The organism is Mycobacterium sp. P2_H7, from assembly GCF_056403275.1.
Genome location: NZ_JBFUFU010000010.1, coordinates 369,743 through 395,120, shown reverse-complemented (window position 1 = coordinate 395,120; position 25,378 = coordinate 369,743). Strand labels below are relative to the sequence as shown.

At 67.6% G+C, this 25,378-nt stretch carries 23 protein-coding genes and 2 pseudogenes; 12 read left to right on the top strand and 13 right to left on the bottom strand.

Annotation, left to right across the window (positions count from 1 at the left end; genetic code table 11):
• The first annotated feature begins 102 nt into the window (after nt 1-102).
• Genes AC1DY7_RS17280 through AC1DY7_RS17260 form a run of 5 tightly spaced genes read left to right on the top strand, consistent with a single transcriptional unit; the run spans nt 103 to nt 4,612 of the window.
• Nucleotides 103-1,062, top strand: coding sequence for an ABC transporter substrate-binding protein (locus AC1DY7_RS17280; RefSeq protein ID WP_477494915.1), 960 nt, complete (start codon nt 103-105; stop codon nt 1,060-1,062).
• Nucleotides 1,041-1,916: an ABC transporter permease gene (locus AC1DY7_RS17275; protein ID WP_477494914.1), complete on the top strand. Its 876-nt coding sequence runs from the start codon at nt 1,041-1,043 to the stop codon at nt 1,914-1,916. The genes AC1DY7_RS17280 and AC1DY7_RS17275 overlap by 22 nt, the downstream gene beginning before the upstream one ends.
• Complete coding sequence (locus tag AC1DY7_RS17270; protein WP_477494913.1) at nt 1,913-2,647, top strand: ABC transporter ATP-binding protein; 735 nt, start codon at nt 1,913-1,915, stop codon at nt 2,645-2,647. Before AC1DY7_RS17275 ends, AC1DY7_RS17270 begins: the two co-directional genes overlap by 4 nt.
• Nucleotides 2,631-4,211 (top strand): FAD-binding protein, encoded by a 1,581-nt coding sequence (locus AC1DY7_RS17265; RefSeq protein ID WP_477494912.1) that lies wholly within the window; start codon nt 2,631-2,633, stop codon nt 4,209-4,211. The genes AC1DY7_RS17270 and AC1DY7_RS17265 overlap by 17 nt, the downstream gene beginning before the upstream one ends.
• The gene (locus tag AC1DY7_RS17260) at nt 4,208-4,612 is read left to right on the top strand and encodes a 4Fe-4S dicluster domain-containing protein (RefSeq protein WP_477494911.1); all 405 of its coding nucleotides are present in this window, start codon (nt 4,208-4,210) and stop codon (nt 4,610-4,612) included. The genes AC1DY7_RS17265 and AC1DY7_RS17260 overlap by 4 nt, the downstream gene beginning before the upstream one ends.
• Here AC1DY7_RS17260 and pcrA read toward each other — a convergent pair.
• On the bottom strand, nt 4,609-6,906 hold the full coding sequence (gene pcrA / locus AC1DY7_RS17255; protein ID WP_477494910.1) for a DNA helicase PcrA: 2,298 nt from the start codon (nt 6,904-6,906) through the stop codon (nt 4,609-4,611). The two genes, AC1DY7_RS17260 and pcrA, sit on opposite strands and share 4 nt — an antisense overlap.
• A 200-nt stretch (nt 6,907-7,106) precedes the next feature.
• Here pcrA and AC1DY7_RS17250 point away from each other — a divergent pair, with 200 nt between their 5' ends.
• Nucleotides 7,107-7,403 (top strand): chorismate mutase, encoded by a 297-nt coding sequence (locus tag AC1DY7_RS17250; RefSeq protein WP_477494909.1) that lies wholly within the window; start codon nt 7,107-7,109, stop codon nt 7,401-7,403.
• A 52-nt stretch (nt 7,404-7,455) separates the two neighbouring features.
• Here AC1DY7_RS17250 and modA read toward each other — a convergent pair whose 3' ends face one another.
• From modA to AC1DY7_RS17235, 3 genes are all read right to left on the bottom strand, one after another.
• A complete protein-coding gene (modA, locus tag AC1DY7_RS17245) occupies nt 7,456-8,241 on the bottom strand; it encodes a molybdate ABC transporter substrate-binding protein (RefSeq protein ID WP_477494908.1) in 786 nt (261 codons plus the stop codon).
• A 23-nt stretch (nt 8,242-8,264) separates the two neighbouring features.
• On the bottom strand, nt 8,265-8,669 hold the full coding sequence (locus AC1DY7_RS17240) for a TOBE domain-containing protein (protein ID WP_477494907.1): 405 nt from the start codon (nt 8,667-8,669) through the stop codon (nt 8,265-8,267).
• A gap of 66 nt (nt 8,670-8,735) precedes the next feature.
• A complete protein-coding gene (locus AC1DY7_RS17235; RefSeq protein ID WP_477494906.1) occupies nt 8,736-10,193 on the bottom strand; it encodes an NAD-dependent succinate-semialdehyde dehydrogenase in 1,458 nt (485 codons plus the stop codon).
• 50 nt (nt 10,194-10,243) lie between these two features.
• Between AC1DY7_RS17235 and pgi the strand changes: the two are divergent.
• Nucleotides 10,244-11,809: pseudogene (pgi, locus tag AC1DY7_RS17230) on the top strand (glucose-6-phosphate isomerase); the annotation flags it as partial.
• A gap of 407 nt (nt 11,810-12,216) precedes the next feature.
• On the opposite strand, the gene AC1DY7_RS17225 reads toward pgi, so the two are convergent.
• From AC1DY7_RS17225 to AC1DY7_RS17215, 3 genes and pseudogenes are all read right to left on the bottom strand, one after another.
• Nucleotides 12,217-12,966 (bottom strand): SDR family oxidoreductase, encoded by a 750-nt coding sequence (locus AC1DY7_RS17225; protein ID WP_477494905.1) that lies wholly within the window; start codon nt 12,964-12,966, stop codon nt 12,217-12,219.
• Between the two features lie 43 nt (nt 12,967-13,009).
• Nucleotides 13,010-13,483 (bottom strand): zinc finger domain-containing protein, encoded by a 474-nt coding sequence (locus tag AC1DY7_RS17220; protein WP_477495063.1) that lies wholly within the window; start codon nt 13,481-13,483, stop codon nt 13,010-13,012.
• 132 nt (nt 13,484-13,615) lie between these two features.
• Nucleotides 13,616-13,861 (bottom strand): annotated as a pseudogene (locus AC1DY7_RS17215) (DNA-formamidopyrimidine glycosylase family protein); the annotation flags it as partial.
• Between the two features lie 76 nt (nt 13,862-13,937).
• On the opposite strand from AC1DY7_RS17215, the gene AC1DY7_RS17210 reads away from it, so the two are divergent.
• Nucleotides 13,938-15,509, top strand: a complete 1,572-nt coding sequence (locus AC1DY7_RS17210) for an FUSC family protein (protein ID WP_477494904.1) — start codon at nt 13,938-13,940, stop codon at nt 15,507-15,509.
• Nucleotides 15,510-15,522: 13 nt separating this feature from the next.
• Here the strand turns inward: AC1DY7_RS17210 and AC1DY7_RS17205 are convergent, their stop codons facing one another.
• Together AC1DY7_RS17205 and cobF are read right to left on the bottom strand one after the other, a co-directional pair.
• Entirely contained in the window at nt 15,523-15,903 is a 381-nt protein-coding gene (locus AC1DY7_RS17205) for a phage holin family protein (protein WP_477494903.1), read from the bottom strand.
• An 18-nt stretch (nt 15,904-15,921) separates the two neighbouring features.
• Nucleotides 15,922-16,656, bottom strand: a complete 735-nt coding sequence (gene cobF / locus AC1DY7_RS17200; protein ID WP_477494902.1) for a precorrin-6A synthase (deacetylating) — start codon at nt 16,654-16,656, stop codon at nt 15,922-15,924.
• 101 nt (nt 16,657-16,757) lie between these two features.
• Between cobF and AC1DY7_RS17195 the strand changes: the two genes are divergently transcribed.
• Nucleotides 16,758-17,960 (top strand): diiron oxygenase, encoded by a 1,203-nt coding sequence (locus AC1DY7_RS17195; RefSeq protein ID WP_477494901.1) that lies wholly within the window; start codon nt 16,758-16,760, stop codon nt 17,958-17,960.
• Here the strand turns inward: AC1DY7_RS17195 and AC1DY7_RS17190 are convergent.
• The gene (locus AC1DY7_RS17190) at nt 17,918-19,111 is read right to left on the bottom strand and encodes an MFS transporter (protein ID WP_477494900.1); all 1,194 of its coding nucleotides are present in this window, start codon (nt 19,109-19,111) and stop codon (nt 17,918-17,920) included. The genes AC1DY7_RS17195 and AC1DY7_RS17190 overlap by 43 nt on opposite strands.
• Nucleotides 19,112-19,161: 50 nt before the next feature.
• Here AC1DY7_RS17190 and AC1DY7_RS17185 point away from each other — a divergent pair, with 50 nt between their 5' ends.
• Complete coding sequence (locus tag AC1DY7_RS17185) at nt 19,162-20,037, top strand: LLM class flavin-dependent oxidoreductase (RefSeq protein ID WP_477494899.1); 876 nt, start codon at nt 19,162-19,164, stop codon at nt 20,035-20,037.
• Here the strand turns inward: AC1DY7_RS17185 and AC1DY7_RS17180 are convergent.
• A complete protein-coding gene (locus tag AC1DY7_RS17180; RefSeq protein ID WP_477495062.1) occupies nt 20,034-21,188 on the bottom strand; it encodes an ROK family protein in 1,155 nt (384 codons plus the stop codon). The two genes, AC1DY7_RS17185 and AC1DY7_RS17180, sit on opposite strands and share 4 nt — an antisense overlap.
• Nucleotides 21,189-21,286: 98 nt before the next feature.
• Here AC1DY7_RS17180 and AC1DY7_RS17175 point away from each other — a divergent pair, with 98 nt between their 5' ends.
• The gene (locus AC1DY7_RS17175) at nt 21,287-22,513 is read left to right on the top strand and encodes an MFS transporter (RefSeq protein WP_477494898.1); all 1,227 of its coding nucleotides are present in this window, start codon (nt 21,287-21,289) and stop codon (nt 22,511-22,513) included.
• 65 nt (nt 22,514-22,578) lie between these two features.
• On the opposite strand, the gene AC1DY7_RS17170 is transcribed toward AC1DY7_RS17175, so the two are convergent.
• Together AC1DY7_RS17170 and AC1DY7_RS17165 are read right to left on the bottom strand one after the other, a co-directional pair.
• A complete protein-coding gene (locus tag AC1DY7_RS17170) occupies nt 22,579-22,980 on the bottom strand; it encodes a DUF5709 domain-containing protein (protein ID WP_477494897.1) in 402 nt (133 codons plus the stop codon).
• A 25-nt stretch (nt 22,981-23,005) separates the two neighbouring features.
• Nucleotides 23,006-24,202 (bottom strand): PucR family transcriptional regulator, encoded by a 1,197-nt coding sequence (locus tag AC1DY7_RS17165; RefSeq protein WP_477494896.1) that lies wholly within the window; start codon nt 24,200-24,202, stop codon nt 23,006-23,008.
• 99 nt (nt 24,203-24,301) lie between these two features.
• Here AC1DY7_RS17165 and AC1DY7_RS17160 point away from each other — a divergent pair, with 99 nt between their 5' ends.
• Nucleotides 24,302-25,375: a ferredoxin reductase gene (locus AC1DY7_RS17160; RefSeq protein ID WP_477494895.1), complete on the top strand. Its 1,074-nt coding sequence runs from the start codon at nt 24,302-24,304 to the stop codon at nt 25,373-25,375.
• Nucleotides 25,376-25,378 lie beyond the last annotated feature (3 nt).

The following is a 25,378-nucleotide window of genomic DNA, read 5'->3' as shown; positions in this document are numbered from 1 at the left end:
TTGAGCCAAACGGTCGCCTGCAGTTCGAACACCGACGTCTACTGAGATTGATTCGCGTGCGCACCCACGCCAGCCAAAACCGTCTCGGAGGCCGCCACTCCCATGTTCCGCCGCTTGTTTCACCTTCTCGTGGTCGCGGCCTTGGCCCTCACGGCCGTTGCCTGCAGCAGTACGGAGAACTCGTCGAAGGGTTTCACGCTGCGCATCGGCGCGACCTCGGTGACAGGCACACCCGCCGGGTCCCTGGGCTGGGGTGACCGGCAGGGCATCCTGACCGACAAGCTGAAAGCGGCCGGCGTCGACAAGATCGAGTACTCGTTCTTCCAGTCCGGCAGTGATGTCGTGTCCGCGCTGTTCGCCGGTGCCATCGACGTAGCCGCCGTCGGCGACAACCCCGCGCTGCGGGCCCGCAGCCGTGACCCGAAAGTGGTTCTGCTGTCGCTGGATTCGGTAAACGGCGATGCCTGGCTGGTAGGCGCCAAGGGTGGCCCTACCGAGATCGGCGGTTTGGTCGACAAGGCCGTCACGGCACCGCAGGGCACCATCCGGGACCGGGCCGCGCGTCAGCTCATCGACGCTGCCGGTCTGACCGGTAAAATCCAGGTGCGCGATGTGCCGACGCCCGAATCCATCGCCGGCCTCAGCTCCGGAAAGATCGACGCCACCATCCTGACCGGAGCCAGCGCAATCGAGCTCCAGGACAAGGGTTTCCCCGTCATCGACAGCCTGTCCAAGCACGCCCTCGGTAGCACCGGCGCCAACATCACGCTGGCCTCGTTCACCGATGCTCACCCCGGTTTCCGCGAGGTGTGGCAGCGGGCGGTCACCGCGGTCAACACCGACATCACCGCGCATTTCGACGATTATCTGGCCTGGGTCGCCAAGACCGATGACACGGATCTCGCCTACGTCAAGAAGTCCACCCGGGCAGAGGAATTCAATACCGAACCATTCCCGGCAGTCGGCCTCGATCAGTTGTCGGCGGCGTATGAGTTCCTCAATGCCGATGGCTCCTTCGACAACGAGTACTCCGTCCGGGAATGGGCCGGGGCAAAATCATGACGGCGACGGCCACGGTCGGCACCGGGGTGGCCGGGCCGGATCTGGTCGACGTGGTCGCGGGGCTTGGCCACCGAAAAGGATTGTGGGCGCGCATCCCCCGCCCGCTACGCCGACTGATCGGACCACTGGCAATCCTCGCGGCCTGGGCGACCGGCTCGGCCACGGAGTTGCTCGATCGCAACCTGTTCCCGCCGCCCACCGAGGTGGCAGCCACCGCGTGGCGTCTGCTCGGCGACGGCCAGTTGGCGTTGCACGTCGGCGCTTCGGCGACCAGGGTGGTGACCGGCACCGCGCTCGGCATTCTGATCGGACTGACGCTGGCGGTGCTGGCGGGGCTCACCCGCAGCGGCGAGGATCTGCTCGACTGGACCATGCAGATCCTCAAGGCCGTACCGAATTTCGCGCTCACCCCGCTGCTCATCATCTGGATGGGTATCGGCGAGGGCCCGAAGATCGTGTTGATCACCACCGGTGTAGCCATCGCGATCTACATCAACACCTACTCCGGCATCCGCGGGGTGGACCGGCAACTGGTGGAGATGGCCCAGACCGTCGAGGCGCCCCGGCACACCCTGATCACCCAGGTGATCCTGCCCGGCGCGATGCCGAATTTCCTTGTCGGCCTGAGACTCGGACTCTCCAGCGCATGGTTGAGCTTGATCTTCGCCGAGATGATCAACACCACGGAGGGCATCGGCTTCCTGATGTCGCGGGCCCAGACCAACCTCCAATTCGACGTGTCCTTGTTGGTGATCGTCATCTACGCGGTTGCCGGCCTGCTGTCCTACACCTTGGTGCGAATACTGGAGCGGCTGCTGCTGTCGTGGCGCAACGGATTCGACGGGGTCTCGTGACCGCAGTCGTCCAGATCACCGGGCTCCGGCGGTCTTTCGGCGCCCAGCAGGTGCTCGATGGTTTGGACCTGCAGATCGCGGGCGGGGAGTTCGTCGCCATGCTGGGCCGCTCGGGATCCGGCAAGAGCACTCTGCTGCGCGCGATGGCCGGCCTCGACGAGGCGGTCACCGGATCGGTCGTCGTGCCGCGCTCCCGTGCGGTGGTGTTCCAGAATCCCCGGCTGCTGCCCTGGCGCCGAGCCCTGCCCAACGTCACTTTCGCACTGCGCGGCTCGGGTCCCGACACCCCGAGCCGGGTTGCCCGCGGGCGGGCCGCCCTCGACGAGGTCGGCCTGGGCGACAAGGCCGCGGCATGGCCACTGTCGTTGTCCGGCGGTGAGGCACAACGTGTTGCCCTGGCGCGTGCCCTGGTCCGCGAACCCGACCTGCTGTTGCTCGACGAGCCGTTCGGCGCCTTGGACGCGCTGACCCGGCTCAAGATGTACCGCCTGTTGCACGAACTCTGGTCTCGCCGGAACATGGCGGTCCTGCACGTCACCCACGATGTCGACGAGGCGATCCTGCTCGCGGACCGCGTCGTCGTGCTGTCCGGCGGCCAGGTGTCGCTGGACCGCCGCGTCGAGCTGCCATTCCCGCGTACCCGCGGGTCCGACGGTTTCGCCGACCTACGCCGTGACCTGCTCGACGAACTCGGCGTCAAGGAGGAGGTGGGCCATGACCGAACCCGATGAACGGTCCACCGATGTACTGGTGATCGGCGGAGGCCCCGCGGCCACCTGGGCCGCCATCACGGCGGCGGACCGCGGCGCCCGAGTCATTTTGGTGGACAAGGGGTACTGCGGGACCAGCGGTGCCACCGCCTCCGGCGGCAACAACCTGTGGCTCGTCGGCCCGGGATCACGCCGGGAGGAGTCGATCCGGGAGCGCGAACGCGCGGCAGGCGGACTCACCGACTCCGACTGGATGTACCGGGTGGTGGAGACCGCCTGGGATCAGATCGGACAGCTTGCCGACTGGGGTTATCCCTTCCCCACCGGCGCGGACGGACGTCCACAGCGCAGCAGCCTGCAGGGCCCGGAATACATGCGCCGCATGCGCCGCAGGGCCCACCGGCGCGGCGTGCACCTTCTCGATCACCACCCCGCGACGGAACTGGTCGCCGACGCCGACGGGGCCATCAGCGGCGCAACGGGGATCGCCCGCCAGGACGGCGGGCGGCCCTGGCGCATCACCGCGGGTGCCGTGGTGCTGGCCACCGGCGGAACCGCCTTCCTGTCCGGTGCTTTCGGGACGAACGTGAACACCGGCGACGGTCTTTTGATGGCCGCCGAGCACGGCGCGCAGCTCTCGGGTATGGAATTCTGCACCGCCTATGCGCTTGCGCCGGAGTGGGGCACCCACACCAAAGGCCGGATGCTGCAGTGGGCCAGCTTCTACGACGAGCGCGGACGTCCCCTGCAGGCCGCGCCCGGACTGATCGGACGGCAGGACGCCCAGCGTGAGCTGGCCAAAGGCAACCGCGTGTTCGCGCGCCTGGATCGCGCCCCCGCGCATGCCCGGCAGGCGATGCGCGATGCCCAGCCCAACTATTTCCTGCCGCTGGACAAGGCCGGCATCGACCCGTTCACCACCGCCTATCCGCTGCGGATGGTGTACGAGGGTTCGGTACGCGGCACCGGAGGCCTGCGCCTGACCGGAATTGATTGTGCAACAACGGTTCCTGGCCTGTATGCGGCCGGCGACACGGCGACGCGGGAACTCATCACCGGGTCGGTCAGTGGTGGCGGCAGCCACAACGGGGCGTGGGCCATCGCGTCGGGCACCTTCGCCGGACAGGCGGCGGCCAACTTCGGGCGCCGCCGCAGGCCCGCACCTATCTGGGGCACCCGCACCGCGACGGGCAGTGCCGCCGCCCCGTCCGTCGACGACGTGGTGCGCGCCGCGCAGGAACACGTGCTTCCCCCCACCCGCAGCTACCGCAAATCACACTCGCGACTGACGGAATCCGCTGCCGCACTGGAAGTGATGTGGCAGCAACTGTCCGGCGGCTGCACCCCCGTCGCACCGCGCGACGCCTACAAACCACGCCAGGCACTCGCACTGGTGGCCGCGGCCCGGTGGATCACGGCAGCGTCGCTGGCCCGCGCCGAGACCAGGGGCCTACACCGCCGCGAGGATCTGCCGGGCTCGGATCAGGGCTCCCCACATCGGATCCTGGTCGGCGGGCTGGACACCGTGTGGACCGCACCGGATCCGCGCGCGCCGCGCCTGCTCTCCTCGGATGCCGTGGCGTGATCGAGATCGTCTCTGCCGGTGCATGTATCACCTGCGATGTCTGCGTGAAGGTATGCCCCACCGATGTCTTCGACCGCGGCGCGGACGGCATTCCGGTGATCGCTCGGCAGTCGGATTGTCAGACCTGCTTCATGTGCGAGGCCTACTGTCCCACCGATGCCCTGTATGTCTCACCCGTCTCGGCACCGGTGCCGCCGGGCAGCCCCCATGCCGATGAAGCCGTTGTCTCCGCGGCGGGCCTGCTGGGTGGATACCGCGAACTCGTCGGCTGGGGTCAGGGTCGGGTCGCGGGCGCGCGACTGGACCAGAACGCGGCACTGGGATCGGTACCGCCGCTTCCGGAGTCGCGGCTACCCGTCCCCGCGGAGGTAGCCGACCAGCCGTGGAACCATCCGGGTTAGAGCTTGCTCACCGGCGCGTGGTTGTGCATCAACTTGACCCGGCCCGCGCTGCCGAAATCGATGAGCGACATCGCCGATTCGCCCATGCCGGATACCTCTTCCACCCGGCCCAGTCCATACTTGTCGTGTGTCACCCGATCGCCGGGTTCCAACGTGATGATCTGCCTGTTGCGTGCCTTCGCCGGTGCTGGACGCGCCGAGTCGGCGAACCGGCCGACGCTTCGTGGCGCGCTCAACACCGAGGCCGGCGTCTCGACCCGACGCCAGTTGATCAGGTCCTCCGGAATCTCGCGCAGGAAGCGGGATTCCGGGTTGAGCATCGGCTGCCCCCATGAGGACCGCACCTTGGCTCGGCTGAGGTACAGCCGTTGCCGGGCCCGAGTGATACCGACGTAGGCCAGCCGGCGCTCCTCGGACAGTTCGGTCGGGTCACCGAGGGCGCGCATGTGCGGGAACATGCCGTCCTCCCAGCCGGTGACGAAAACCACGGGGAATTCGAGGCCTTTGGCGGTGTGCAGGGTCATCATGGTGACCACTCCCGACCCCTCCTCGGGAATGCCGTCGGCGTCGGCCACCAGCGACACGCGTTCCAGGAACTGGGCCAGCACCCCGGTGTCGGGGATGTCCTCGTCGACCAGGTCCTCTTCTTCGCGCAACGCCTGCGCGTTGGCCAGGTCGATGCTGAATTCGTGTGCGACGCTGACCAATTCGTTCAGGTTGTCCAGCCGGGCCAAATCCTGTGGGTCGCTGGACGATTCGAGTTCTCGACGGTACCCGGTGCGGTCGAGCACCGACTCGACCAGATCGCCGAGTTCACCGTCGAGCCGGCCCCGCAGCGAGTCCAGCAGCTCGACGAAGGAGGCGATCGCCTTCTCCGATCGGGTGTTGAGCATCGGGACCTTGCCCTCGGCGGCTGCCTGCAGCGCGTCGTTGAAGCTGGCGCCGGTGTTCTCCGCGTACACCGCCACGCATGCCTCGGCGCGATCGCCGATGCCGCGGCGCGGGGTGTTCAGAATCCGTCGCATGCTCACCGAGTCGCCGGGGTTGTCCAGCACCCGAAGGTAGGCCACGATGTCGCGGATTTCCTTGCGCTCGTAGAAGCGCACACCGCCGACGACCTTGTACGGGATGCCGGACCGGATGAACACCTCCTCCAGTGCACGGGACGAGTTGTTGGTGCGGTAGAAGACCGCCACATCGTTGTAGTTGATCTGATCCTGGTCGGCCAGCGCATCGATCTCGCCCGCCACGAACCGTGCCTCGTCGTGCTCGTTGTCGGCGACGTAGCCGACGATCAGCTCACCCTCGCCGGAATCGGTCCACAACCTCTTCTCGCGCCGCCCGGCATTGCGGGAGATGACCGCGTTGGCGGCGTTCAGGATGGTCTGGGTGGAGCGGTAATTCTGTTCCAGCAGAATGGTTGTCGCGTTCGGGTAGTCGCGCTCGAAGTCTTCGATGTTGCGGATGGTGGCGCCGCGGAACGCGTAGATGGACTGGTCTGCGTCACCGACCACGCACAGCTCGCCGGGGGGCACCTGGTCATCTGGATCATGTCCCACCAACTCACGCACCAACATGTACTGGGCGTGGTTGGTGTCCTGGTACTCGTCGACCAGGATGTGCCGGAACCGTCTGCGGTAGTACTGCGCAACCTGTGGAAATGCCTGCAGCACATAGACCGTCTCGCCGATCAGGTCGTCGAAGTCCAAGGCGTTGGCCGCCCGAAGGCGCCGCTGGTACTCGCCGAACACCGAGGCCACCGTGCGCGACATGTCGTCGGAGGAATCGGTCAGCTCGGCGACGGCGCGGTCGGGGTCGATCAGTTCGTTCTTCAGGTTGGAGATGGCGTTGGACAGCACCCGCGGCGAGTACCGCTTGGTGTCCAGGCCCATGTCCTTGGCGATCATCATCAGCAGCCGCCGTGAGTCGTCGGCGTCGTAGATGGAGAAGTTCGAGTTCAGCCCGGGCATCAGTGAGGCCTGGTTGCGCAGGATGCGCACGCACGTCGAGTGGAACGTCGACACCCACATGTTGCGGGCGCGGGGACCCACCAGCGCCACTACGCGCTCGCGCATCTCCGCGGCGGCCTTGTTGGTGAAGGTGATGGCCAGGATCTGGCCGACGCCGGCGTCGCGGGCGGCCAGCAGGTAGGCGACCCGGCGGGTGAGCACCGCCGTCTTCCCCGAGCCCGCCCCGGCGACGATCAGCAGCGGCGAACCCTCGTGCAGCACTGCCTGGCGCTGTTGCGGGTTGAGGCCGTCCAGCAGGTTGTCGGTGTCAGGAGCAAGAGTCATATCGAGGACAAACTTACCGCCGGACAGTGACACTTTGCGCTGGCCTGGCCGTTGGTGGCACACTCGAATCGTGCTCCATCAGCATGGACGATTTTTTTACGGGTACCGATCCGCGGTGCCCGTGGTCTAGCTGCTTCCCCAGAGCCCCGCGGTCCGCATCCGGATCCGGGGCTCGTCTGTTGTGTGAGGCCCGGAACCGGATGAAATCAGAACCCACCAACAGCGAGGAAAACATGAGTACCGAAACCGAAGCGCCGAATATCGACGAGCTGCGCCTGGAGATCGACCGGCTCGATGCCGAGATCCTGGCCGCCATCGCGCGCCGCAAAGAGGTCTCCCAGACCATCGGCAAGATCCGGATGGCCTCGGGCGGCACCCGGCTGGTGCACAGCCGGGAGATGAAGGTCATCGAGCGCTACAGCGCGCTCGGCCCCGAAGGCAAAGATCTCGCGATGCTGCTGCTGCGGATGGGCCGCGGCCGTCTCGGCACCAGCTGATTTCGGCGCACCTACCCGAGCTGAGCACGGGTAAGCGCGCCGAAACCTCCCCTCAAGGCTTGCCGAAGCCAGCCTGGTCCAGCACCTTCTGACCGGCCTCGCCGGTCACCAGGTCGATGAATTTGTGCGCCAGGGCCGAGTCGGCCGCGGTCTTCAGCGTCACGATCGGATAGGTGTTCACCGCGCCGGAGGACTCCGGGAACGCCACACCCTCGACCTTGCCGCCCGAGCCCGCGACGTCGGTGACGTACACCAGCCCGGCATCGGCTTGACCCGTCGAAACCTTGCCCAGCACGTCGGTCACCGAGGTCTCCTCGCTGACCGGCGCCAACATCACCTTGGTGGCGTCCTCGACCTTCTTGGTGGCCGACCCGCACGGCACCTGCGGCGCGCACACCACCACGTTCAGGCCGGGCTTGGTCAGGTCTTGAAAAGTCTTGATGCCCTTGGGGTTACCGGGCGCCACCGCGATGGTCAGCACGTTGGTCGCGAAGTTCACCGGATCGCCGGCCAGCAGCCCGGCCTGGGAAGCCTTGTCCATGTTCTTGGTGTCCGCGGAGGCGAACACGTCCGCCTTGGCGCCCTGGATCAGCTGCGTCACCAGGTCGGAAGAACCGGCGAACGAGAACTCCACCGTCGCACCCGGATTGTCGGTCTTGAACTGCTCGCCGATGTCGGTGAAAGTCTTCTTCAGCGAGGCCGCCGCGAACACCACGAGATGCTGGGCGGGCGCCGCACCGCTCGACGTGGTGCCGCTCGTCGACGTATCCGAGCCGCATCCGCTGACCAGTGCCGCGGCGGCCAGGCCTGCGGCGGCGATCGAGAGAATCCGCTTCATTTAATCGAGAGAATCCGCTTCATTTACTTGTCTCCTGGGGTCTCGACGATGACGGTGGTGGCCTTGACGACGGCGACCGCGACGCTGCCCGGCTCGAGGTGGAGTTCGCGCACGGCGTCGGTGCTCATCAGCGAGACGACGGTGAACGGGCCGCACTGCAACTCGACCTGCGACATCACCGTGTCCGAGACGATCTTGGTGACCAGACCGGCGAACCGGTTGCGCGCCGAACTGCCGATCGCGACGGGATCCTGCGGCACCCGCCCGGCGTGGTCGCGGACGAACGCGGCCAATTGCGCGCCGTCGAGCACCTTGCGGCCAGATTCGTCGACGCCCGCGGTGACGGTGCCGTCGTCGATCCAGCGCCGAACGGTGTCATCGCTGACACCCAGCAGTTCGGCAGCCTCGCGGACCCGGATTGTCGGCACCGCAGGATCGTATCCGCATTCACGGATGATTCACATATTTGACTCCGCGGATGCGGAATCAAACGGTCAGGGGGTGAAGGCGATGTATTTGGTCTCCAGGTACTCCTCGATGCCTTCGGTGCCGCCCTCACGACCGAAGCCGGACTCCTTCACCCCACCGAACGGCGCGGCCGGATCCGAGATCACCCCGCGGTTCACGCCGACCATGCCGGACTCGATGGCCTCGGCCACCCGCAACGCGCGGTCCAGCGACTGGGTGTAGATGTAGGAGGCCAGACCGTATTCGGTGTCGTTGGCCGCGGCGATGCCCTCTTCCTCGGTGTCGAAGCCGGCGATCGGCGCGACGGGCCCGAACACCTCTTCCTTGAGGATGCGGGCGTCGGCGGGCACGTCGGCCAGCACGGTGGCCGGGAAGAAATTGCCCGGCCCGGCCGGCGCCTCACCGCCGACGGCGACCTCGGCGCCACGCTCCACGGCGTCGGACACCAAGGTGTTGACGATGCCGAGTTGCTTGGACGAGATCAGCGGCCCCAGCGTCGAGGACTCGTCCAGGCCGTTGCCCAGCTGGTATTCACCCATCCGCTTCACCAGCTTCTCGGTGAACTCCACGCGCACCGCGTTCGCGACGTGGAACCGGTTGGCCGCGGTGCACGCCTCGCCACCGTTGCGCATCTTGGCCAGCAGCGCACCTTCGACGGCGGCGTCCACATCGGCATCGTCGAACACCACGAAGGGCGCGTTGCCGCCGAGCTCCATCGAGGTGCGCAGCAGCTTGTCCGACGACTGCTTCACCAGCGCCTTGCCGACGCCGGTGGAGCCGGTGAAGGTCAGCTTGCGCAGCCGGCCGTCGTCGATCAGCGCGGTGGTCAGCGCACCCGGGTTCGAGGTGGGCAGCACCGACAGCACACCCTTGGGCAGTCCGGCCTGGTCGATCAGCTTGGCCAGCAGCAGCATGGTCAGCGGGGTTTCCTGGGCGGGCTTGACCAGCATGGTGCAGCCCGCGGCCAGCGCCGGGCCGATCTTGCGGGTGCCCATCGCCAGCGGGAAATTCCACGGGGTGATGGCGTAACAGGGGCCCACCGGCATCTTGGTGACGACGATGCGGCCGGTGCCGGCCGGGCTGTGGGTATAGCGGCCGCCGATGCGCACCGCCTCCTCGGAGAACCAGCGGAAGAACTCGGAGCCGTACTTGACCTCGCCGCGGCTTTCGGCGATCACCTTACCCATCTCGAGTGTCATCAGCGTCGCGACGTCTTCGGCTCGCGCAGTGAGGGTTTCGAAGACGGAGCGCAGGATCTCGCCGCGCTCACGGGGCGGGGTGGCCGCCCAGTCGGCCTGCACCGCCACCGCGGCGTCCAAGGCGGCGATCCCGTCCGCGGCGGTTGCGTCGGCGACGGAGGTGATGACCTCGTCGGTCGCGGGATTGTGGACCTCGAACGTGGACGTGCCGGCGCGCTCTTCACCGCCGATCCACAGGCCGGTGGGCACGGATGCAATGAGCTCTGCCAAGTGTTCGGTGCGCATACATCCATCATGTACACCCTCGACACGCATACCGCACTAAGGTCTGAAGAATGAGTGCTGACATCACCGCAACGGCCGCATGGCATTCGCTGGCGCGCCACCATGAGGCCATCGCACCGAAGAATCTTCGGGAGATCTTCGCCGAGGATCCGGCCCGCGGCACCGAGCTGACCTTGACCGTCGGCGACCTCTACATCGACTACAGCAAGCACCGCGTCACCCGCGAAACCCTGGATTTGCTGGTCGATCTCGCGAAAGCCGCTGACCTGGAAGGCCGCCGGAACGCCATGTTCTCCGGCGAGCACATCAACACCTCCGAGGACCGCGCGGTCCTGCACACCGCGCTGCGCCTGCCCCGCGGTGCCGCACTCACCGTCGACGGCCAGAACATCACGGCCGACGTGCACGAGGTGCTCGACGCGATGGGTGACTTCACCGACCGGCTGCGCTCCGGCGAGTGGACCGGAGCCACCGGCCAGCGCATCACCACCGTCGTCAACATCGGCATCGGCGGCTCGGACCTCGGGCCCGTCATGGTGTACGACGCCCTGCGTCACTACGCCGACGCCGGCGTCTCGGCCCGCTTCGTGTCCAACGTCGACCCTGCCGATCTGGTGGCAAAACTCGACGGACTCGACCCCGCTACAACGCTTTTCATCATCGCCAGCAAGACGTTCTCCACCTTGGAGACGTTGACGAACGCCACTGCCGCACGCCGCTGGCTGACCGATGTCCTCGGCGACGCGGCCGTCTCCAAGCATTTCGTGGCGGTTTCCACCAACAAGCGCCTGGTCGACGATTTCGGTATCGACACGGCGAACATGTTCGGCTTCTGGGATTGGGTGGGCGGCCGGTATTCGGTGGACTCGGCCATCGGCCTGTCGGTGATGGCGGCCATCGGCAAGGAGCGCTTCGCCGAGTTCCTGGCGGGCTTCCACCTGGTCGACGAACATTTCCGCACCGCGCCGCTGGCCGAGAACGCGCCGGTCTTGCTGGGTCTGATCGGGCTCTGGTACAACAACTTCTTCGGCGCACAGTCGCGTGCGGTGTTGCCGTATTCCAACGACCTGTCCCGGTTCGCGGCATACCTGCAGCAGCTGACCATGGAGTCCAACGGCAAATCCGTCCAGGCCGACGGCTCACCGGTGACGACCAGTACCGGTGAAATCTATTGGGGCGAACCAGGAACCAACGGCCAGCACGCCTTCTACCAGCTGCTGCACCAGGGCACCCGGCTGATTCCGGCCGACTTCATCGGGTTCAGCCAACCCACAGACGACCTCCCGACAGCCGATGGCACCGGCAGCATGCACGACCTGCTGATGAGCAATTTCTTCGCGCAGACCCAGGTGCTCGGCTTCGGCAAGACCGCCGAGGAGATCGCCGCCGAGGGCACGCCTGCGGACGTGGTGGCGCACAAGGTGATGCCCGGTAACCGGCCCACGACGTCGATCCTGGCCACCAAGCTGACGCCGTCGGTGGTCGGCCAGCTGATCGCGCTCTACGAGCACCAGGTGTTCACCGAGGGTGTCATCTGGGGCATCGACTCGTTCGACCAGTGGGGCGTCGAACTGGGCAAGACACAAGCCAAAGCACTGCTGCGCTCACCCGTGGTCATCGCGGGTGAGCGCGCCGAAATCACTCAGGGACGGATCAGCCCGGGAGCTGAATGGTCCGGCACGGGCCGCCGGGGATGCAGGCCACGCCGCCACCGGGACCGGCTTCGGCCCACGGGCCGCCGGGAACCTGTGCCGACACATGACCGTCGGGGCTGGCCTGAGCACCCGGACCACCCGGGACCTCAGCACCGGCGCCCTGCGGGCCGGCGGACGGCGTGCACGGCGTGCCGTCCGGGTTGTAGCAGCCTGGGGCAGGCTCAGCGGTAGCAGCCGGGGCAAGCGCGATGGCTCCAGCAGCGGCAGCGCCTGCGAACAGGAGGGGCGTCATCTTCATCAGTTTCACCATCATGCTTCATTGACTACCCAGCCTCCGGAGGGCGTTAAACCACGCGTCCGAAAAAGATTCACGCAAAACGCTTGGTGTACTTGGGCGGGAGCAGCCGCAGGATCTGCGTCAACGGCGCCCACGGCCAGCCGGGAACCACGGCGCGGCCCTTCTCTTTCTCGATGGCGTTTACCATCGCGCGCACACCGGTCTCGTTGTCCACCATCAGCAGCGTCGACGCCGACTTGGCCGTCATCTCGGACTCGATGTAGCCGGGTTCGATGACGGTGATGCTGATGGGGCCCTTGTCGTACTCGGCGCGCAGCGATTCGCCCAACGAGGTCATCCCGGCCTTGCTGGCGCAGTAGGCGGCTTTGGTGCCAGGAACACCGGTGTTTCCCAGTACCGAGGAGATGAGCACCAGGTGCCCGCCGCCGGTTTTCTTGAACATCTCCAGCGCGGTCTCGATCTGCACCAGACCGGCGACCAGGTTGGTCTCGATGGTGGCCTTGTTGGCCCACGGCTTGCCCTCGCCCAGCGGCCAGCCCTTGCCGATGCCTGCGTTGACGATGACCCGGTCGATGCCACCCAACGCGTCGGAAAGCTCACCGAACACCCGGGGCACGGCCTCGTGGTCGTTGACGTCCAGTGCGGCGACGGCCACCTTGACGTGCGGGTGCTTGGCGGCGATCTCCGCCTTGAGCTCATCCAGGCGCTCGGTCCTTCGCGCGCAAAGGGCCAGGTCACGGCCTTGGGCGGCGAAGGCGCGCGCCATGCCGGCGCCCAATCCGGAGCTGGCGCCGGTGATCAGGATCTTCTGGCGAGTCATGGCAGCAGAATAACCCAGTTAGATAACTGACCGGAACCCGTCGCTACTTGAGCAGCCGGGACATCCGCCGGTCGGCCAGCTTCTTTCCACCGGTCTGGCACGTCGGGCAGTACTGGAAAGACTTGTCGACGAACGACACCTCGGCCACGGTGTCCCCGCACACCGGACAGGGCAACCCGGTACGCGCGTGCACCCGCAGCCCGGACCGCTTCTCACCCTTCAGGGTGGCGGCGCCTTGGCCCACCGACCGGGTCACGGCATCGGTGAGCACCGACACCATCGCGTCGTGCAGTGCGCCCAGTTGATCGGCCGTCAGCTTCGACGCGCCGGCGAACGGGGAAAGCTTTGCCACATGCAGGATTTCGTCGCTGTACGCGTTGCCGATACCCGCGATGACCTTCTGATCGGTGATGACCGTCTTGATCCGGCCGGTCTGGGTGGCCAGCACCTCGGCAAGCTCCGTGGGTCCCAGCGACAGCGCGTCCGGACCCAGCGCGGCGATCTGCGGAATGGACATGGGATCGGTGACCACCCACACCGCGAGGCGCTTCTGGGTGCCGGCCTCGGTCAGGTCGAACCCCTCCCCGTCGAGATGCACGCGCAGACCGATGGGCCCTTTGCCCGGCTTCAACGGAGTCGGGGCGAGCTTGTCCGACCAGCGCAGCCAGCCCGCCCGGGACAGGTGGGTGATCAGGTACAGCTCGCCGACCTGCAGACCCAGGTACTTGCCCCAGCGCGCGGCCCCGGTCACGGCCTGCCCGATCAGGGCGGTGACGGGCGGGTCGAAGGTTTTGAGCACCGACAGGGCCGCCACGTCCACCCGCGTGACCTGTCGTCCGACGGCGTGCCGGCGCAGATGATCCGCGAGTGCCTCGACCTCGGGCAATTCGGGCATGTCTCCAGTGTGTCATTCCGGGCGAGCGCAGCGACGGGGAAATGTTCCAGGGCGGAGGCACGGATATCGTCGGCATGTGCTGCCGTACCTGCGCCGCCTGTTGGTGCTCAATCCCGCCCCGACGCGCTGGCCGTTCGCGTTGCGGGCCGGCATCTGCATGGCGGTACCCGTACTGACGGGCTGGCTGGCCGGCGATACCGCGGCCGGCCTCGTCGCCACCATCGGTGGCTTCACCGCGCTGTACGGCAGCGGCCGCCCGTATCTCAACCGCGCCGGTTACCTGGCAGTCGTCGCCCTGAGTTTCGCGGCGGCGGTGGCCCTGGGCGACTGGGCCGCCCGGATACCGGCGCTCGGACTGGCGACCATCACGGTGATCGCGACGGTGGCCGCCCTGGTATGCCATGCGCTGAGCGTCGGCCCGCCGGGGGCCTACATGTTCGTGTTGGGCTGTGCGGCCGGAACCGCGACGGCGGCCACTCACCTGACCCCGTGGCATATCGGCGCATTGGTGTTGTCCGGCGGGGCTTTCGCGTGGATGGCACACATGGTCGCGGCGCTGTGGCGACCCCGTCGCCCGGAGTATGCGGCGGTGGACGCGGCGCGTGTCGCCGTCGCCCGCTACCTCGACACCGCCGAAAGCACTGACCGGCATCTGGCGGCGCGGGCGCTGCATCAGGCCTGGGTGACGCTGGTCAATTTCGAACCGGCCACGCCGCGGCCAGACGGCACCCTGCAACGCCTCCGGGCCGAGAATCACCGGCTGCACCGGGTTTTCGCGGCGGCGATGGGTGCCGTCGACCGCGGTGAGTCGCTGCCCCATATAGATGACTCTGCGTACGCCGACGCCACCCCGGAGCTGCCGCTGGGCCGTCCGGGCAACCTCACCCTGCTGCGGCGGGCCGTGACACCGGGTTCGGAGTCCTTCCGGCTCGCACTACGGGTCGGCATCGCGGTCGCCGTGGCGGGCACCGTGGCATCGGTGTTGTCGATCGATCACGCCTACTGGGCGATGGCGGCCGCGGTGCTGATGCTGGCCCAGGGTTTCGACTGGTTGCGCACTGTGCAGCGCGGCGTCGAGCGACTGGTGGGCACATGGATCGGACTCGCGCTGGCCGGCCTGATCCTCGCCTGGCATCCGCAGGGCCTGTGGCTGGTCGCGGTGATCGCGTTGCTGCAGTTCACCATTGAGATGTTCGTGGTGCGCAACTACGCGATCGCGGTGGTGTTCATCACCCCGATCGCCCTGACCATCGCGTCCGGCGGGCGCCCGGTGGACGATGTGGGCCACCTGTTACTGGCCCGTGGGCTGGACACCGTGATCGGATGCGCGGCAGCGCTTCTGGTGTACCGGATCGCGATCCGCCACCGCGGTCACGCCCCCGTGACCGAAGCCATCGACGCCACCGCTGCCGCGATCGCGGCCACCACCTCACACCTGGAGTCCGGCGCGGTCACCACTGCCGCGGCCCGGGCAGACCGTCGCGATCTGCAACTGCGCGCGATGGCGATGCTCGACGCCTATCAGGGCGCCGTCGGCGGTTCGGCCGCCCAACGGGACGCCGCGGAGCGGTTGTGGCCGACGGTGGCGGCCGCCGAGCATGACGCCTATCGCACGCTGGCTGCCTGCTGGCAGGCCGAGCACGGCTGAGGCGCAAGGCCTTTCAGGTACGTACCACCAGGGACAGCACCCAGCTGACGATCGAGAGCACGATGGCGGCCCAGATCGCGGTCCACCAGAAGTCGTCGATGACCAGACCCCAGTGCGTGGTGTGTTCGGTGATCCTCGAGGTGATCCACAACATCAGCGCGTTGATGACCACATGGAACAGGCCCAGGGTGACGATGTAGAGCGGTATCGAGATGATCTGCACGATCGGCTTGATGACGGCGTTGACGAGGCCGAAGATGACAGCGACGACGAAGATGATGCCGGCCCGCTGGACGGTGCTGTCACCGCCGACGAAGGTCATGCCCGGCACGAACAGCGTCACCACCCACAGCGCGAGTCCGGTCAGCGCGGCCCGCAGCAGAAAAGATCCCATTCTTCGATCCTGCCAGGGTCAGGCGCGCAGCAGATAGATGTCCATGATCCAGCCGTGCCGCTCCCTTGCCTCGGCGCGGCGCGCCACGATCTGCTCACCGACCTCGCCGACGGTGCCGGACTCCAGCAGCTCGTCGGGCGTCCCGAGGTAGGCGCCCCACCAGATCCGGGTCTGCGGCGGGCAGCTCAGGAATGAACACTCGCCGTCGAGCATCACCACCGCGTCGGTGGTCAGCCCGTTCTCGCGCAGTTGACGGCCGGTGGTGATCAGCACCGGTGCACCGATGTCGTTGAGCGCGATGCGATGTCGCGCGGTCAGCGCCTGGATCGCGGTGACGCCCGGGATGACGTCGAAGTCGAACTCGACGTGCTCGGACACCCGCTCCAGAATGCGCAGCGTGCTGTCGTACAGCGACGGGTCGCCCCAGGCCAGGAAGGCGCCGACGCCGTCGGGTCCCAGTTCGGTCTGCAGGGCCTGTGCCCACAGCCGAGCACGGGCGGCGTGCCACTCGGAGACGTTGTCGCGATAGTCGCCTTCGGTCGCCCGCTTGGGGTCGGGCAGTTCGACGAAGCGGTACCCGGGTTCGGCGATGAACCGGTCGCAGATCAGCCGGCGCAGCGCGACGAGATCGTCCTTCGTCTCGCCCTTGTCCATGGCGAAGAACACCTGGGTGTCATTGAGTGCCGAGATGGCCTGCGTCGTCACGTAGTCGGGGTCGCCCGCGCCGATACCGATGACATGGATGGTGCGCACCCGCAGAAGGCTAGCGGAAACGATTTATCCGGTACCGCGGGTATTGACTAAATGCGTCGCGCGGACGTAGCTTCGAATTCTGACCCGAAAGGACGTCGACGATGACGGCTTCGCTCAAATCGCAAACCACGCGTGCGGAATTCGCAGAGCGGCTGCTGAAGGGATCGGTGCGTAAGTCCTACGCTCCGATCGTCGACATCGACTGGGACGCCCCGCTCGATGCGGACAAGTTCTTCCTGCCGCCCAAGGTGGTGTCGTTGTACGGCACCCCGATGTGGGACGCGATGAGCCGGGCCGAGCAGATCGAGCTGTCCCGCCAGGAACTGGTGAACACGCTCTCGGCCGGCATCTGGTTCGAGAACATCCTGAACCAGGCACTGCTGCGCAAGATGATGCATCAGGATCCGACGGCCGCCACCACCCACTACGAGCTGACCGAACTCGGCGACGAGACCCGGCACATGGTGATGTTCGGCAAGGCCATCGCGAAGGTCGGCGCGGATCCGGTGCGGCCCAGGCTGTATCAGCGCGTCATCATCAACGGGCTGCCGTTCATCTTCCGCGGCTCGGTGCTGTGGCTGGCCGCCCTGATCGGCGAGGAGATCTTCGACTCGCTGCAGCGGCAGATGATGGATGATCCCGAGTTGCAGCCAATGGTGCAGCGCCTCATGCGGATTCACGTCACCGAGGAAGCCCGCCACATCCAGTTCGCGCGCGACGGCCTGCGCAAGCGCGCCCCGTCCATGTCACGGTGGAAGCGCTTCTGGATCGGCAACCTCAACGGCGCCGGCGGCCTGTTCTTCCGTTTCCTGTTCACCAACAAGGTGCAGTACGCACGGGTCGGTCTGGATGCACGGGCCGCGCGCCGGATGGCCCGCGCCTCGGCGCACCGGCACGAAACCCAGATCGCCGGGTTCGCCCCGCTGGCCGCGTTCCTGGATGAGGTCGGCCTGATGGGCCCCATCGCCCGCCGAATCTGGCGGCGCAGCGGATTTCTGGCCAAGACGGGCCCGGCCGCGGCCCTCACCGAAGAGGCCGAGGGAGAGTTCGTCGAAGACGTCTACGACGGTCCCGCGACCGTCGACGGCCAGACCGTCCGCGTCCGGCTCACCGGGCACCTCGAGCCGATCGACGGCCGGTACCACTGGCAGGGCACCGTGTTCGACGCCCCGGCGCAGACGCCGCGCGGCGCCGTCACCGTCGTCATCGACGGCAACACTGTGACGGGCCGGTGCATGGAACGCACCCAGCAGGGCGGCTATCAGATCGCCGGCGCGGGCGCCCCACCCTTCCGGTTGGTGTAGCCGAACGTCAGCAGCGCGATGGCGAACACGGCGCCGAGCCCACCGGAGATCAACAACGGCAGCGTGCCGTCCGCACCCCACGCCAGCCCGGCCCACACACCGGCGATCAGGATCGCGAACCCGCCGGCACCCTGGAACACGCCTTGCGCGCTGGCTTGCAGGTCGGGGCCGACCAATGACGAGATCCAAGCCTTGCTCACGCCGTCGGTGCAGCCGGTGAACAGTCCGTACGCCCCGATCAGCAGCCAGGCGGCCACCGGGTCGGTGGTCAGCCCCAGTCCGGCGTAACCGATGGCAAAGAACACCAGCCCGATGCCGAACACCGGGATCCGGCCGATCCGGTCGGCCAGGACGCCGGCCGGATAGCTGCTCAGTGCGTAGACCGCGTTGTAGCCGACGTAGGCCAAGATCACCTCGACGACCGAGAATCCGATCTCATTGAGCCGCAGCAGCAGTAGTGCGTCGGGGAAGTTGATGATTCCGAACGCAACGAGCACACCGGTCGTGCGCCAGTACCGCCGCGGCAGATCTTTCACGCGCGCGAAGATGGGCGGCCGCTGGGCGGACACGGGGCGTCTGCGTTCCTTGGCCAGGAAGACCAGCGCGACACTCAGCACGGCGGGCACCGCCGCCACCCAGAGCAGCGGCGCGATCTGGTGGTCCAGCAGTTCGTAACCGGCCAGCCCGATGAGCGGGCCGACGACGGCCCCGAAGGTGTCCATGGCGCGGTGGAAGCCGAACACCCGACCGCGGTGCGCGTCGTCGATATCGACCACCAGCAGAGCGTCCCGCGGCGCGCCGCGCAGCCCCTTGCCCAGCCGGTCGACCACCCGACCTGCGAGAACGCCCTGCCAGGACGCGAAGGCCGCCACCATGATCTTGCCGAGGGCGGCCATGCCGTACCCGGTGGCGATCAGCGGGCGGCGCGCGAAGCGGTCACCCAGCGGACCGGACGCGAGTTTGGTCAGCGCTGCCGCGCCCTCGGCGGCCCCTTCGATCGCCCCGACGACGGCGGGCGGCGCGCCCAGCACGGTGGTCAGGTAGATGGGCAGCAGCGGGTAGAGCAGTTCGCTGGCGGTGTCCTGGAGGAACGACACGGCGGAGAGCACGCGGACGTTGCGATTGAGCCAAGCGGGCACGTGGCTGATCATGCCCGACCGTTCCGCTTCGGAGAACTAGAACGTGTTCTAGTATCGGCTCCATGCGGTTCACCTATGCGGAAGCCATGACCGATCCCACGTACTACATCCCGTTGGCGAAGGCCGCTGACGAGGCCGGATATCACGCGATGACCATCCCGGACAGCATCGCCTACCCGGAGGTGTCCGACTCCAAGTATCTGTACACCGCGGACGGCAACCGCGAATTTCTCGACGGCAAGTCGTTCATCGAGTCGTTCTCCTTGATCGGCGCGCTGTCGGCCGTCACCACCAAGCTGCACTTCAACATCTTCGTGCTGAAGCTGCCCATCCGGCCGCCGGCGCTGGTCGCCAAACAGGCCGGGTCGTTGGCGGCGTTGTTCGGCAATCGTCTCGGTCTCGGCGTCGGCACCAGTCCGTGGCCCGAGGACTACGAGATCATGGGTGTGCCGTTCGCCAAGCGCGGCAAGCGGATGGATGAATGCATCGACGTCATCCGCGGCCTCACCTCCGGCGAGTACTTCGAGTACCACGGCGAGTTCTACGACATCCCCAGCATCAAGATGACGCCGGCGCCCACCAAGCCGGTGCCGATCCTCATCGGTGGTCATGCCGACGCCGCGCTCAAACGCGCCGCGCGCAATGACGGCTGGATGCACGGCGGCGGCGATCCCGAGGAACTCGACCCGCTACTGAAGAAGCTTGCGCAGTACCGCGAGACCGAGGAGCGCATCGGGCTTGCCGACGAGTTCCAGATCCACGTCATCTCGATCGACGGGTTCTCACTGGACGGGGTGAAACGCCTGGAGGACAAGGGCGTCACCGATGTGATCGTCGGCTTCCGGGTGCCCTACATCATGGGCGACGACACCGAACCGCTGGACGCCAAGATCCGCAATCTGGAGTGGTTCGCCGAGAACGTCATCGCGAAGGCCTAAGCGAGCAGCGCATCCACTGCGCGCGCGCTGAGCACCTCGTCCAGGGCCATCGCGGCGCTGCCGACGGGCGCCGCCTCACCGCCGTGCGCCGAGGCCACCACCTCAAGCTCGCGGGTCGCCATCGCGGTGGCGTTGCCGTACAACGCTTCTCGCAATCCGGCGACGAAGATGTCGTACGCGCCGGCCATGTCGCCGGTGATGACGAGCACCTTGGGGTTGAGCAGGTTCACCGCGGGCGCGATGCCCTCGCCGACATGGCGTCCGCTGTCGCGGATCATCCGGCGGGTCTCCGGGTCCCCGCCGTTGGCCAGTTCGACGACGTCGCGCAGGTGCCGGACGGTGTAACCCTGCTGCTGCAGTTCATGCACGATCGCCCAACCGGCGGCGACGGTCTCCAGGCAGCCGGTGTCCCCGCACCGGCAGGGCCGGCCCGCCGCGGCGGCGATCTTGTTGTGGCCGAATTCCCCTGCCGCACCCGAGACCCCGCGCTGCAGTGCACCGCCGGCGATGATGCCCGCGCCCAGGCCGGTCGATGCCTTGAGCACCAGCAGGTCGCTGTGGCCTTCGAGTTCTCCGCCTCGCTCGGCGAGGGCGATCGCGTTCGCGTCGTTGTCCAGGATGACGGGGGCATCGAGCAGTCTGGACGCCCCGGCGAAATACTGGCGCAATTCCACCCCGTCCCAGCCCCGCAGAATCGGCGAGTCCCGGCTGCAGCCACGTTCGCGGTCCACCGGGCCGGGCAGGCTCAACCCGATACCGAACACCTGGGCTCCCGGGTGCTCGTCGAGCAGCACGTCGAGACCTTTGACCACATCGGGCATCAGGTCGTCGGGGCCCAGGGCGACCTCCTGATCGATATCCGACAACCGCAAGATGGCTCCGGCCAGGTCGCAGACGGCAAGCCGGGTGCGGCTGATGCCGACGGACACCGAGAGCACGACGCCGGCCGCCGCGTTGAAACTCACCGGAGTGGCTGGCCGCCCACCGGTCGAGGGCGCCTGCTCACATTCCAGAACGAGTCCGGCGTCGGTGAGCGCCGCGATGCGCGCGGAGACAGCAGTCCGGGACAGGCCGGTCACGGCGGCGATATCGGCACGCGTGGTGTCGCCGCGTTCCCTGATCAGGGTGAATATGTCGCCGGCGGTGGCCATCACCCGATTGAACACCGAAAACGTAAGTTCCGCCACTTTGGCATGATTGATACAAAAGTAAGTTGCCCGTAAGTCGTAAGTGGTTCTACGCTGATCGGGTGTCCCGAACCGCCGCCCGGCCCCACCGGCCCAACTCCGTCGTCGCACCCGACCCGACGGTGCGTTCCTTGGCTGTGTTCGCACTGGCCCTGGGCGGTTTCGGGATCGGCACCACCGAGTTCGTCGCGATGGGTCTGCTCCCTGACATCGCCGCCAGCCTGCACATCTCCGAGCCGACCGCCGGCCACGTCATCTCCGCGTATGCCCTCGGAGTCGTGATCGGCGCCCCGCTGATCGCCGCGCTGACCGCACGGATGAATCGCAAGACCCTGGTGCTCGGCCTGATGACGATGTTCGTCATCGGCAACCTCGCCAGCGTGTTCGCGCCCACGTACGGCACCCTGATGGCGGCCCGTTTCGTCGCGGGCATTCCGCACGGCGCCTTCTTCGGCATCGCCGCGCTGATCGCCGCGCACCTGATGGGACCGCGCAACCGCGCCAAGGCCGTCGCCTACGTCCTGACCGGGCTGACCGTGGCCACCGTCCTCGGCGTTCCCGTCGCGTCGGCCCTGGGCCAACATTTCGGCTGGCGCAGCGCCTTCGGACTCGTCGTGGCCATCGGGTTGGTGACTCTGGTCGCGCTGTGGTTCTGGGTGCCGCCGCTGCGCAATATGCACGTCACCAGCCCGCTCACCGAACTCGGCGCGCTGCGCCGGGTGCAGGTGTGGCTGGCGCTCCTGGTCGGCATGGTCGGCTTCGGAGGCATGTTCGCCGTGTACACCTACGTGTCCACCACCATGACCGATGTCGCCGGCCTGCCGCGCGCCCTGGTACCCCTGGCGCTCATGGCGTTCGGCCTCGGGATGGTGATCGGCAACCTGGCCGGCGGCAAGATGGCCGACATCTCGGTTATCCGCGGGCTGTACGTGTCGATGATCGCGCTCGGCGTGGTGCTCGCGCTCTTCGTCTTCGCCGCGCACAATCCGTGGACAGCGTTGCTCGGCCTGTTCCTCATCGCGACGGCCGGCTCCGCGATCGGGCCTGCCCTGCAGACCCGGCTGATGGACGTCGCCCACGACGCGCAGACGCTGGCCGCGGCGCTGAACCACTCCGCGCTGAACATCGCCAACGCCACCGGCGCCTGGGTCGGCGGCGTGGTGATCGCCGCCGGATACGGCTACACCGCACCCGCGGCGGCGGGCGCCCTGCTGTCCGTGGCGGGCCTGGTTGTGCTGACGTTCTCCGTGCTGCTGCAGCGCCGCACCTCGACCACCACTACCCCGTGAGCGTGCGCGTCTGCACAGTGGCGCGCCGCAATCACTGGCATTGTGCGCACGCTCGTGCCGCGTGATTAGTCGTCGATGACGTGCACGGCAGCCTCCTCCGCGGAGGCCGCGCCACCGTCGATGCCCACGTCGCTGCCAATCAGTTCCGAGTCCTCGTCCGCGCCCGATCCCTCGTTGGAGGCGACGAGCCGGCCTGAGCGCCGGCCACCCACCTCGTCATCGCCGGCCTGCTCGTCCGGCACAAAGGTCTCATCCAGTTGCATCGACGGATCCGGCACTTCGGCATCGAGGAACTCGTCGAGGGTGTCGTGCTCACGCGGCTCACGCCACTTCTCCGGCGGCGAGTAGCCCTCGTCCAGGAGATCGTCGACACCGCGGTCGAGCAAGGTGTCCTCCTGCGTCAGCTGATCGTCGTCGTCGACGCTGTACTGGCCGGCGGTCTCTTCCGGGGTCTCTGGGCTACTCATGGGAACCACAGTGGCACCGACCGGGCTACGGTGCCACCCTGCGATCCCCCGGGGTGTCTCCTGCCAGCGCAATCACCAGTTGTTCGACGACGTCGGGATCCGTCAGCGAGTCGCCGTAGAGTTCGCGCAACTGCCCGAGGCGATACCGAACCGTCTGCGGGTGGACGAACAGCGCGGCGGCGACGTCGTCGCGGCGACCCTGGTGCAGCAGCCAGGCCCGTAGCGTCTCGGCCAGCTTGTCGCGCACCGCGGGTCGTTGCGAGTCCAGTGGCGTGAGCACGGCGGCCCGCAAGTCGGCCAGCGCGTCCGTATCGGAGCGCAGCACAAGTGCGGTCAGATGCTTCTCGGTGTCGAACGGTTCGGCGTCCGCCGCGCACAGGTCGACGGCGCGCAGCACCCGCGCCACGGATTGGGCGGCCCGCGCCCACGGGCGGTCGGGTCCGATGACCACGCCGGGGATGTCCAACTGCCGGCGCACCATCGATCCGTCCGCGAGCAAGACCACCGTGACGGGCCGCGTGAGCGCGGGCAGTGCGTCCTCGGGGACTTCGAGCCCGGAGGTGTTCAGCACACCGGCGACCCGGCGTTCCGATCCGCGCGGCACGGCGACGGCCGTCAACGTCTGCGGTGGCCGCCACTCGGCGCGGTCGGCCGCAGCCAGCAGATCCTCCAGTGGCGCTCCCCGAAGTAGTTGGCGAGCAAGGTTTTCCCGGTGCCGCTGCCGGGCGAGCCCGGACTTGGCGAGTTCGCCGGCGTGGCCGGCGACGCTGGCCGCCGACAGTCGGTCGATGTAGGCGAACACCCGCTCGGCGAAGACGGCGAGCTGGTCACCCGGCACGGCGTGAGCGACGGCGACGGCGCTCCATTCGCGCCACGCGGTGCGGGCTCCGATGCGGAATGCGGCGAGAAGCACATCGGTGGACCGGTTCTGTCGCGCTTCGCCCTGGCCCAGAGCGAAGGCGCCGTCGAGCGCGGGTTGCACCGACGGCGAGGTGTCCGGGTCGTCACCTCGGGAAACCAGCTGCAGGAAGGCGGCCAGGGACTGCTGGACGGCGCGTTCGATGTTCTGTCCGGTTCGCCCACTGAACGCGTCGGCGTAGCTCGGCACGTCGCTGACCACGGCTGCGACGGTCCGCTCGGCGACGGCGGGCAGCACCGCAGCCATGGCCGCCGAGACGGCTTCCGGCAGCGGCGCCCACACGACTCGGTCGTCGGTACCCATCAGCTCACCATTCTATTTGTTCTTTCCGAATAAAAACCACATCCAGTTTCACACAATGATGTCGAGAACTCGCGCTCAAAGACAATCAAGATGGATGGCATGACTTCAGCCATCGCCAACGTTCGACGGGGACCGCTGCGCGCCGTCGCCCACATGGTGGCCACACCCCTGGTGCCGCGGGACTTCCTCGACCTCATCGACCCGCTCGGCAGCACACGTGACCTGCGTGGCCGCATCGACGCCGTCACGCCCGAAACCGCCGACGCGGTGACCGTGCGCATCCGGGTCGGGCGCGGCTGGCGGGGACACCTCGCCGGCCAGTATGTCCGGCTCGGCATCGACATCGACGGTGTCCGGCAGTGGCGCACGTACTCGCTCACCTCACCGGTGTCGGACACCCGCCACCTCACCATCACGGTCAAGACGATCGACGGCGGCATCGTGTCGAATCACCTTGCCACCCAAGCCGGACCGGGCACCGTCGTACATCTCGATCAGGCCGCCGGCGACTTCATCGTGGCGCGGCCACACGTGGGAAAGGCGCTGTTCGTCACCGCAGGCAGCGGCATCACCCCGGTGATGGGCATGCTGCGCAGCCAGTTGACCGCGCTGTCCGACGCCGTCGTCGTGCACAGCGCGCGGACACCGGGCGACGTGATCTTCGGCGCAGAACTGCGCCGCCTCGCCGAATCCGGAGCAATCCGCCTGATCGAACACCACACCGCGACGGCGGCGCGACTGACCGCAGCCGATCTCGACGTGCTGGTGCCGGACTGGGCGCAGCGGCAGACCTGGGCCTGCGGGCCGGCGGCACTACTCGACGACCTCGAAAACCATTGGGCCCAGCGCGATCTTGCCGATCAGCTGCGCACCGAGCGCTTCACCCTGCCGGCCGTCGGCGGCGGCGAGGGCGGCCCGGTCACCTTCACCAAGAGCGGGACCACCACCGATACCGCAGCCGCGACAACACTTTTGGAAGCCGGCGAGAACGCCGGCGTGCTGATGCCGTCGGGCTGCCGGATGGGCGTCTGCTTCGGTTGCGTCGTTCCGCTGCGCAACGGCGCCGTCCGCGATGTGCGCAACGGCGACGTCACCATCGGCTCCCCCGACGCCGGGGTGCTGGTGCAGACCTGCGTCTCCACCGCCGCCGGCTCCTGCGAACTCGACATCTGACCA

Excerpts from the sequence above, each read along its gene's own strand:
- AC1DY7_RS17280 (WP_477494915.1), top strand. The coding sequence starts at position 103 with ATGTTCCGCCGCTTGTTTCACCTTCTCGTGGTCGCGGCCTTGGCCCTC.
- AC1DY7_RS17275 (WP_477494914.1), top strand. The coding sequence starts at position 1,041 with ATGGGCCGGGGCAAAATCATGACGGCGACGGCCACGGTCGGCACCGGG.
- AC1DY7_RS17265 (WP_477494912.1), top strand. The coding sequence starts at position 2,631 with ATGACCGAACCCGATGAACGGTCCACCGATGTACTGGTGATCGGCGGA.
- pcrA (WP_477494910.1), bottom strand. The coding sequence starts at position 6,906 with ATGACTCTTGCTCCTGACACCGACAACCTGCTGGACGGCCTCAACCCG.
- AC1DY7_RS17250 (WP_477494909.1), top strand. The coding sequence starts at position 7,107 with ATGAAATCAGAACCCACCAACAGCGAGGAAAACATGAGTACCGAAACC.
- modA (WP_477494908.1), bottom strand. The coding sequence starts at position 8,241 with ATGAAGCGGATTCTCTCGATCGCCGCCGCAGGCCTGGCCGCCGCGGCA.
- AC1DY7_RS17235 (WP_477494906.1), bottom strand. The coding sequence starts at position 10,193 with ATGCGCACCGAACACTTGGCAGAGCTCATTGCATCCGTGCCCACCGGC.
- AC1DY7_RS17225 (WP_477494905.1), bottom strand. The coding sequence starts at position 12,966 with ATGACTCGCCAGAAGATCCTGATCACCGGCGCCAGCTCCGGATTGGGC.
- AC1DY7_RS17220 (WP_477495063.1), bottom strand. The coding sequence starts at position 13,483 with ATGTCCATTCCGCAGATCGCCGCGCTGGGTCCGGACGCGCTGTCGCTG.
- AC1DY7_RS17205 (WP_477494903.1), bottom strand. The coding sequence starts at position 15,903 with ATGGGATCTTTTCTGCTGCGGGCCGCGCTGACCGGACTCGCGCTGTGG.
- AC1DY7_RS17195 (WP_477494901.1), top strand. The coding sequence starts at position 16,758 with ATGACGGCTTCGCTCAAATCGCAAACCACGCGTGCGGAATTCGCAGAG.
- AC1DY7_RS17190 (WP_477494900.1), bottom strand. The coding sequence starts at position 19,111 with ATGATCAGCCACGTGCCCGCTTGGCTCAATCGCAACGTCCGCGTGCTC.
- AC1DY7_RS17185 (WP_477494899.1), top strand. The coding sequence starts at position 19,162 with ATGCGGTTCACCTATGCGGAAGCCATGACCGATCCCACGTACTACATC.
- AC1DY7_RS17180 (WP_477495062.1), bottom strand. The coding sequence starts at position 21,188 with ATGGCCACCGCCGGCGACATATTCACCCTGATCAGGGAACGCGGCGAC.
- AC1DY7_RS17170 (WP_477494897.1), bottom strand. The coding sequence starts at position 22,980 with ATGAGTAGCCCAGAGACCCCGGAAGAGACCGCCGGCCAGTACAGCGTC.
- AC1DY7_RS17165 (WP_477494896.1), bottom strand. The coding sequence starts at position 24,202 with ATGGGTACCGACGACCGAGTCGTGTGGGCGCCGCTGCCGGAAGCCGTC.
- AC1DY7_RS17160 (WP_477494895.1), top strand. The coding sequence starts at position 24,302 with ATGACTTCAGCCATCGCCAACGTTCGACGGGGACCGCTGCGCGCCGTC.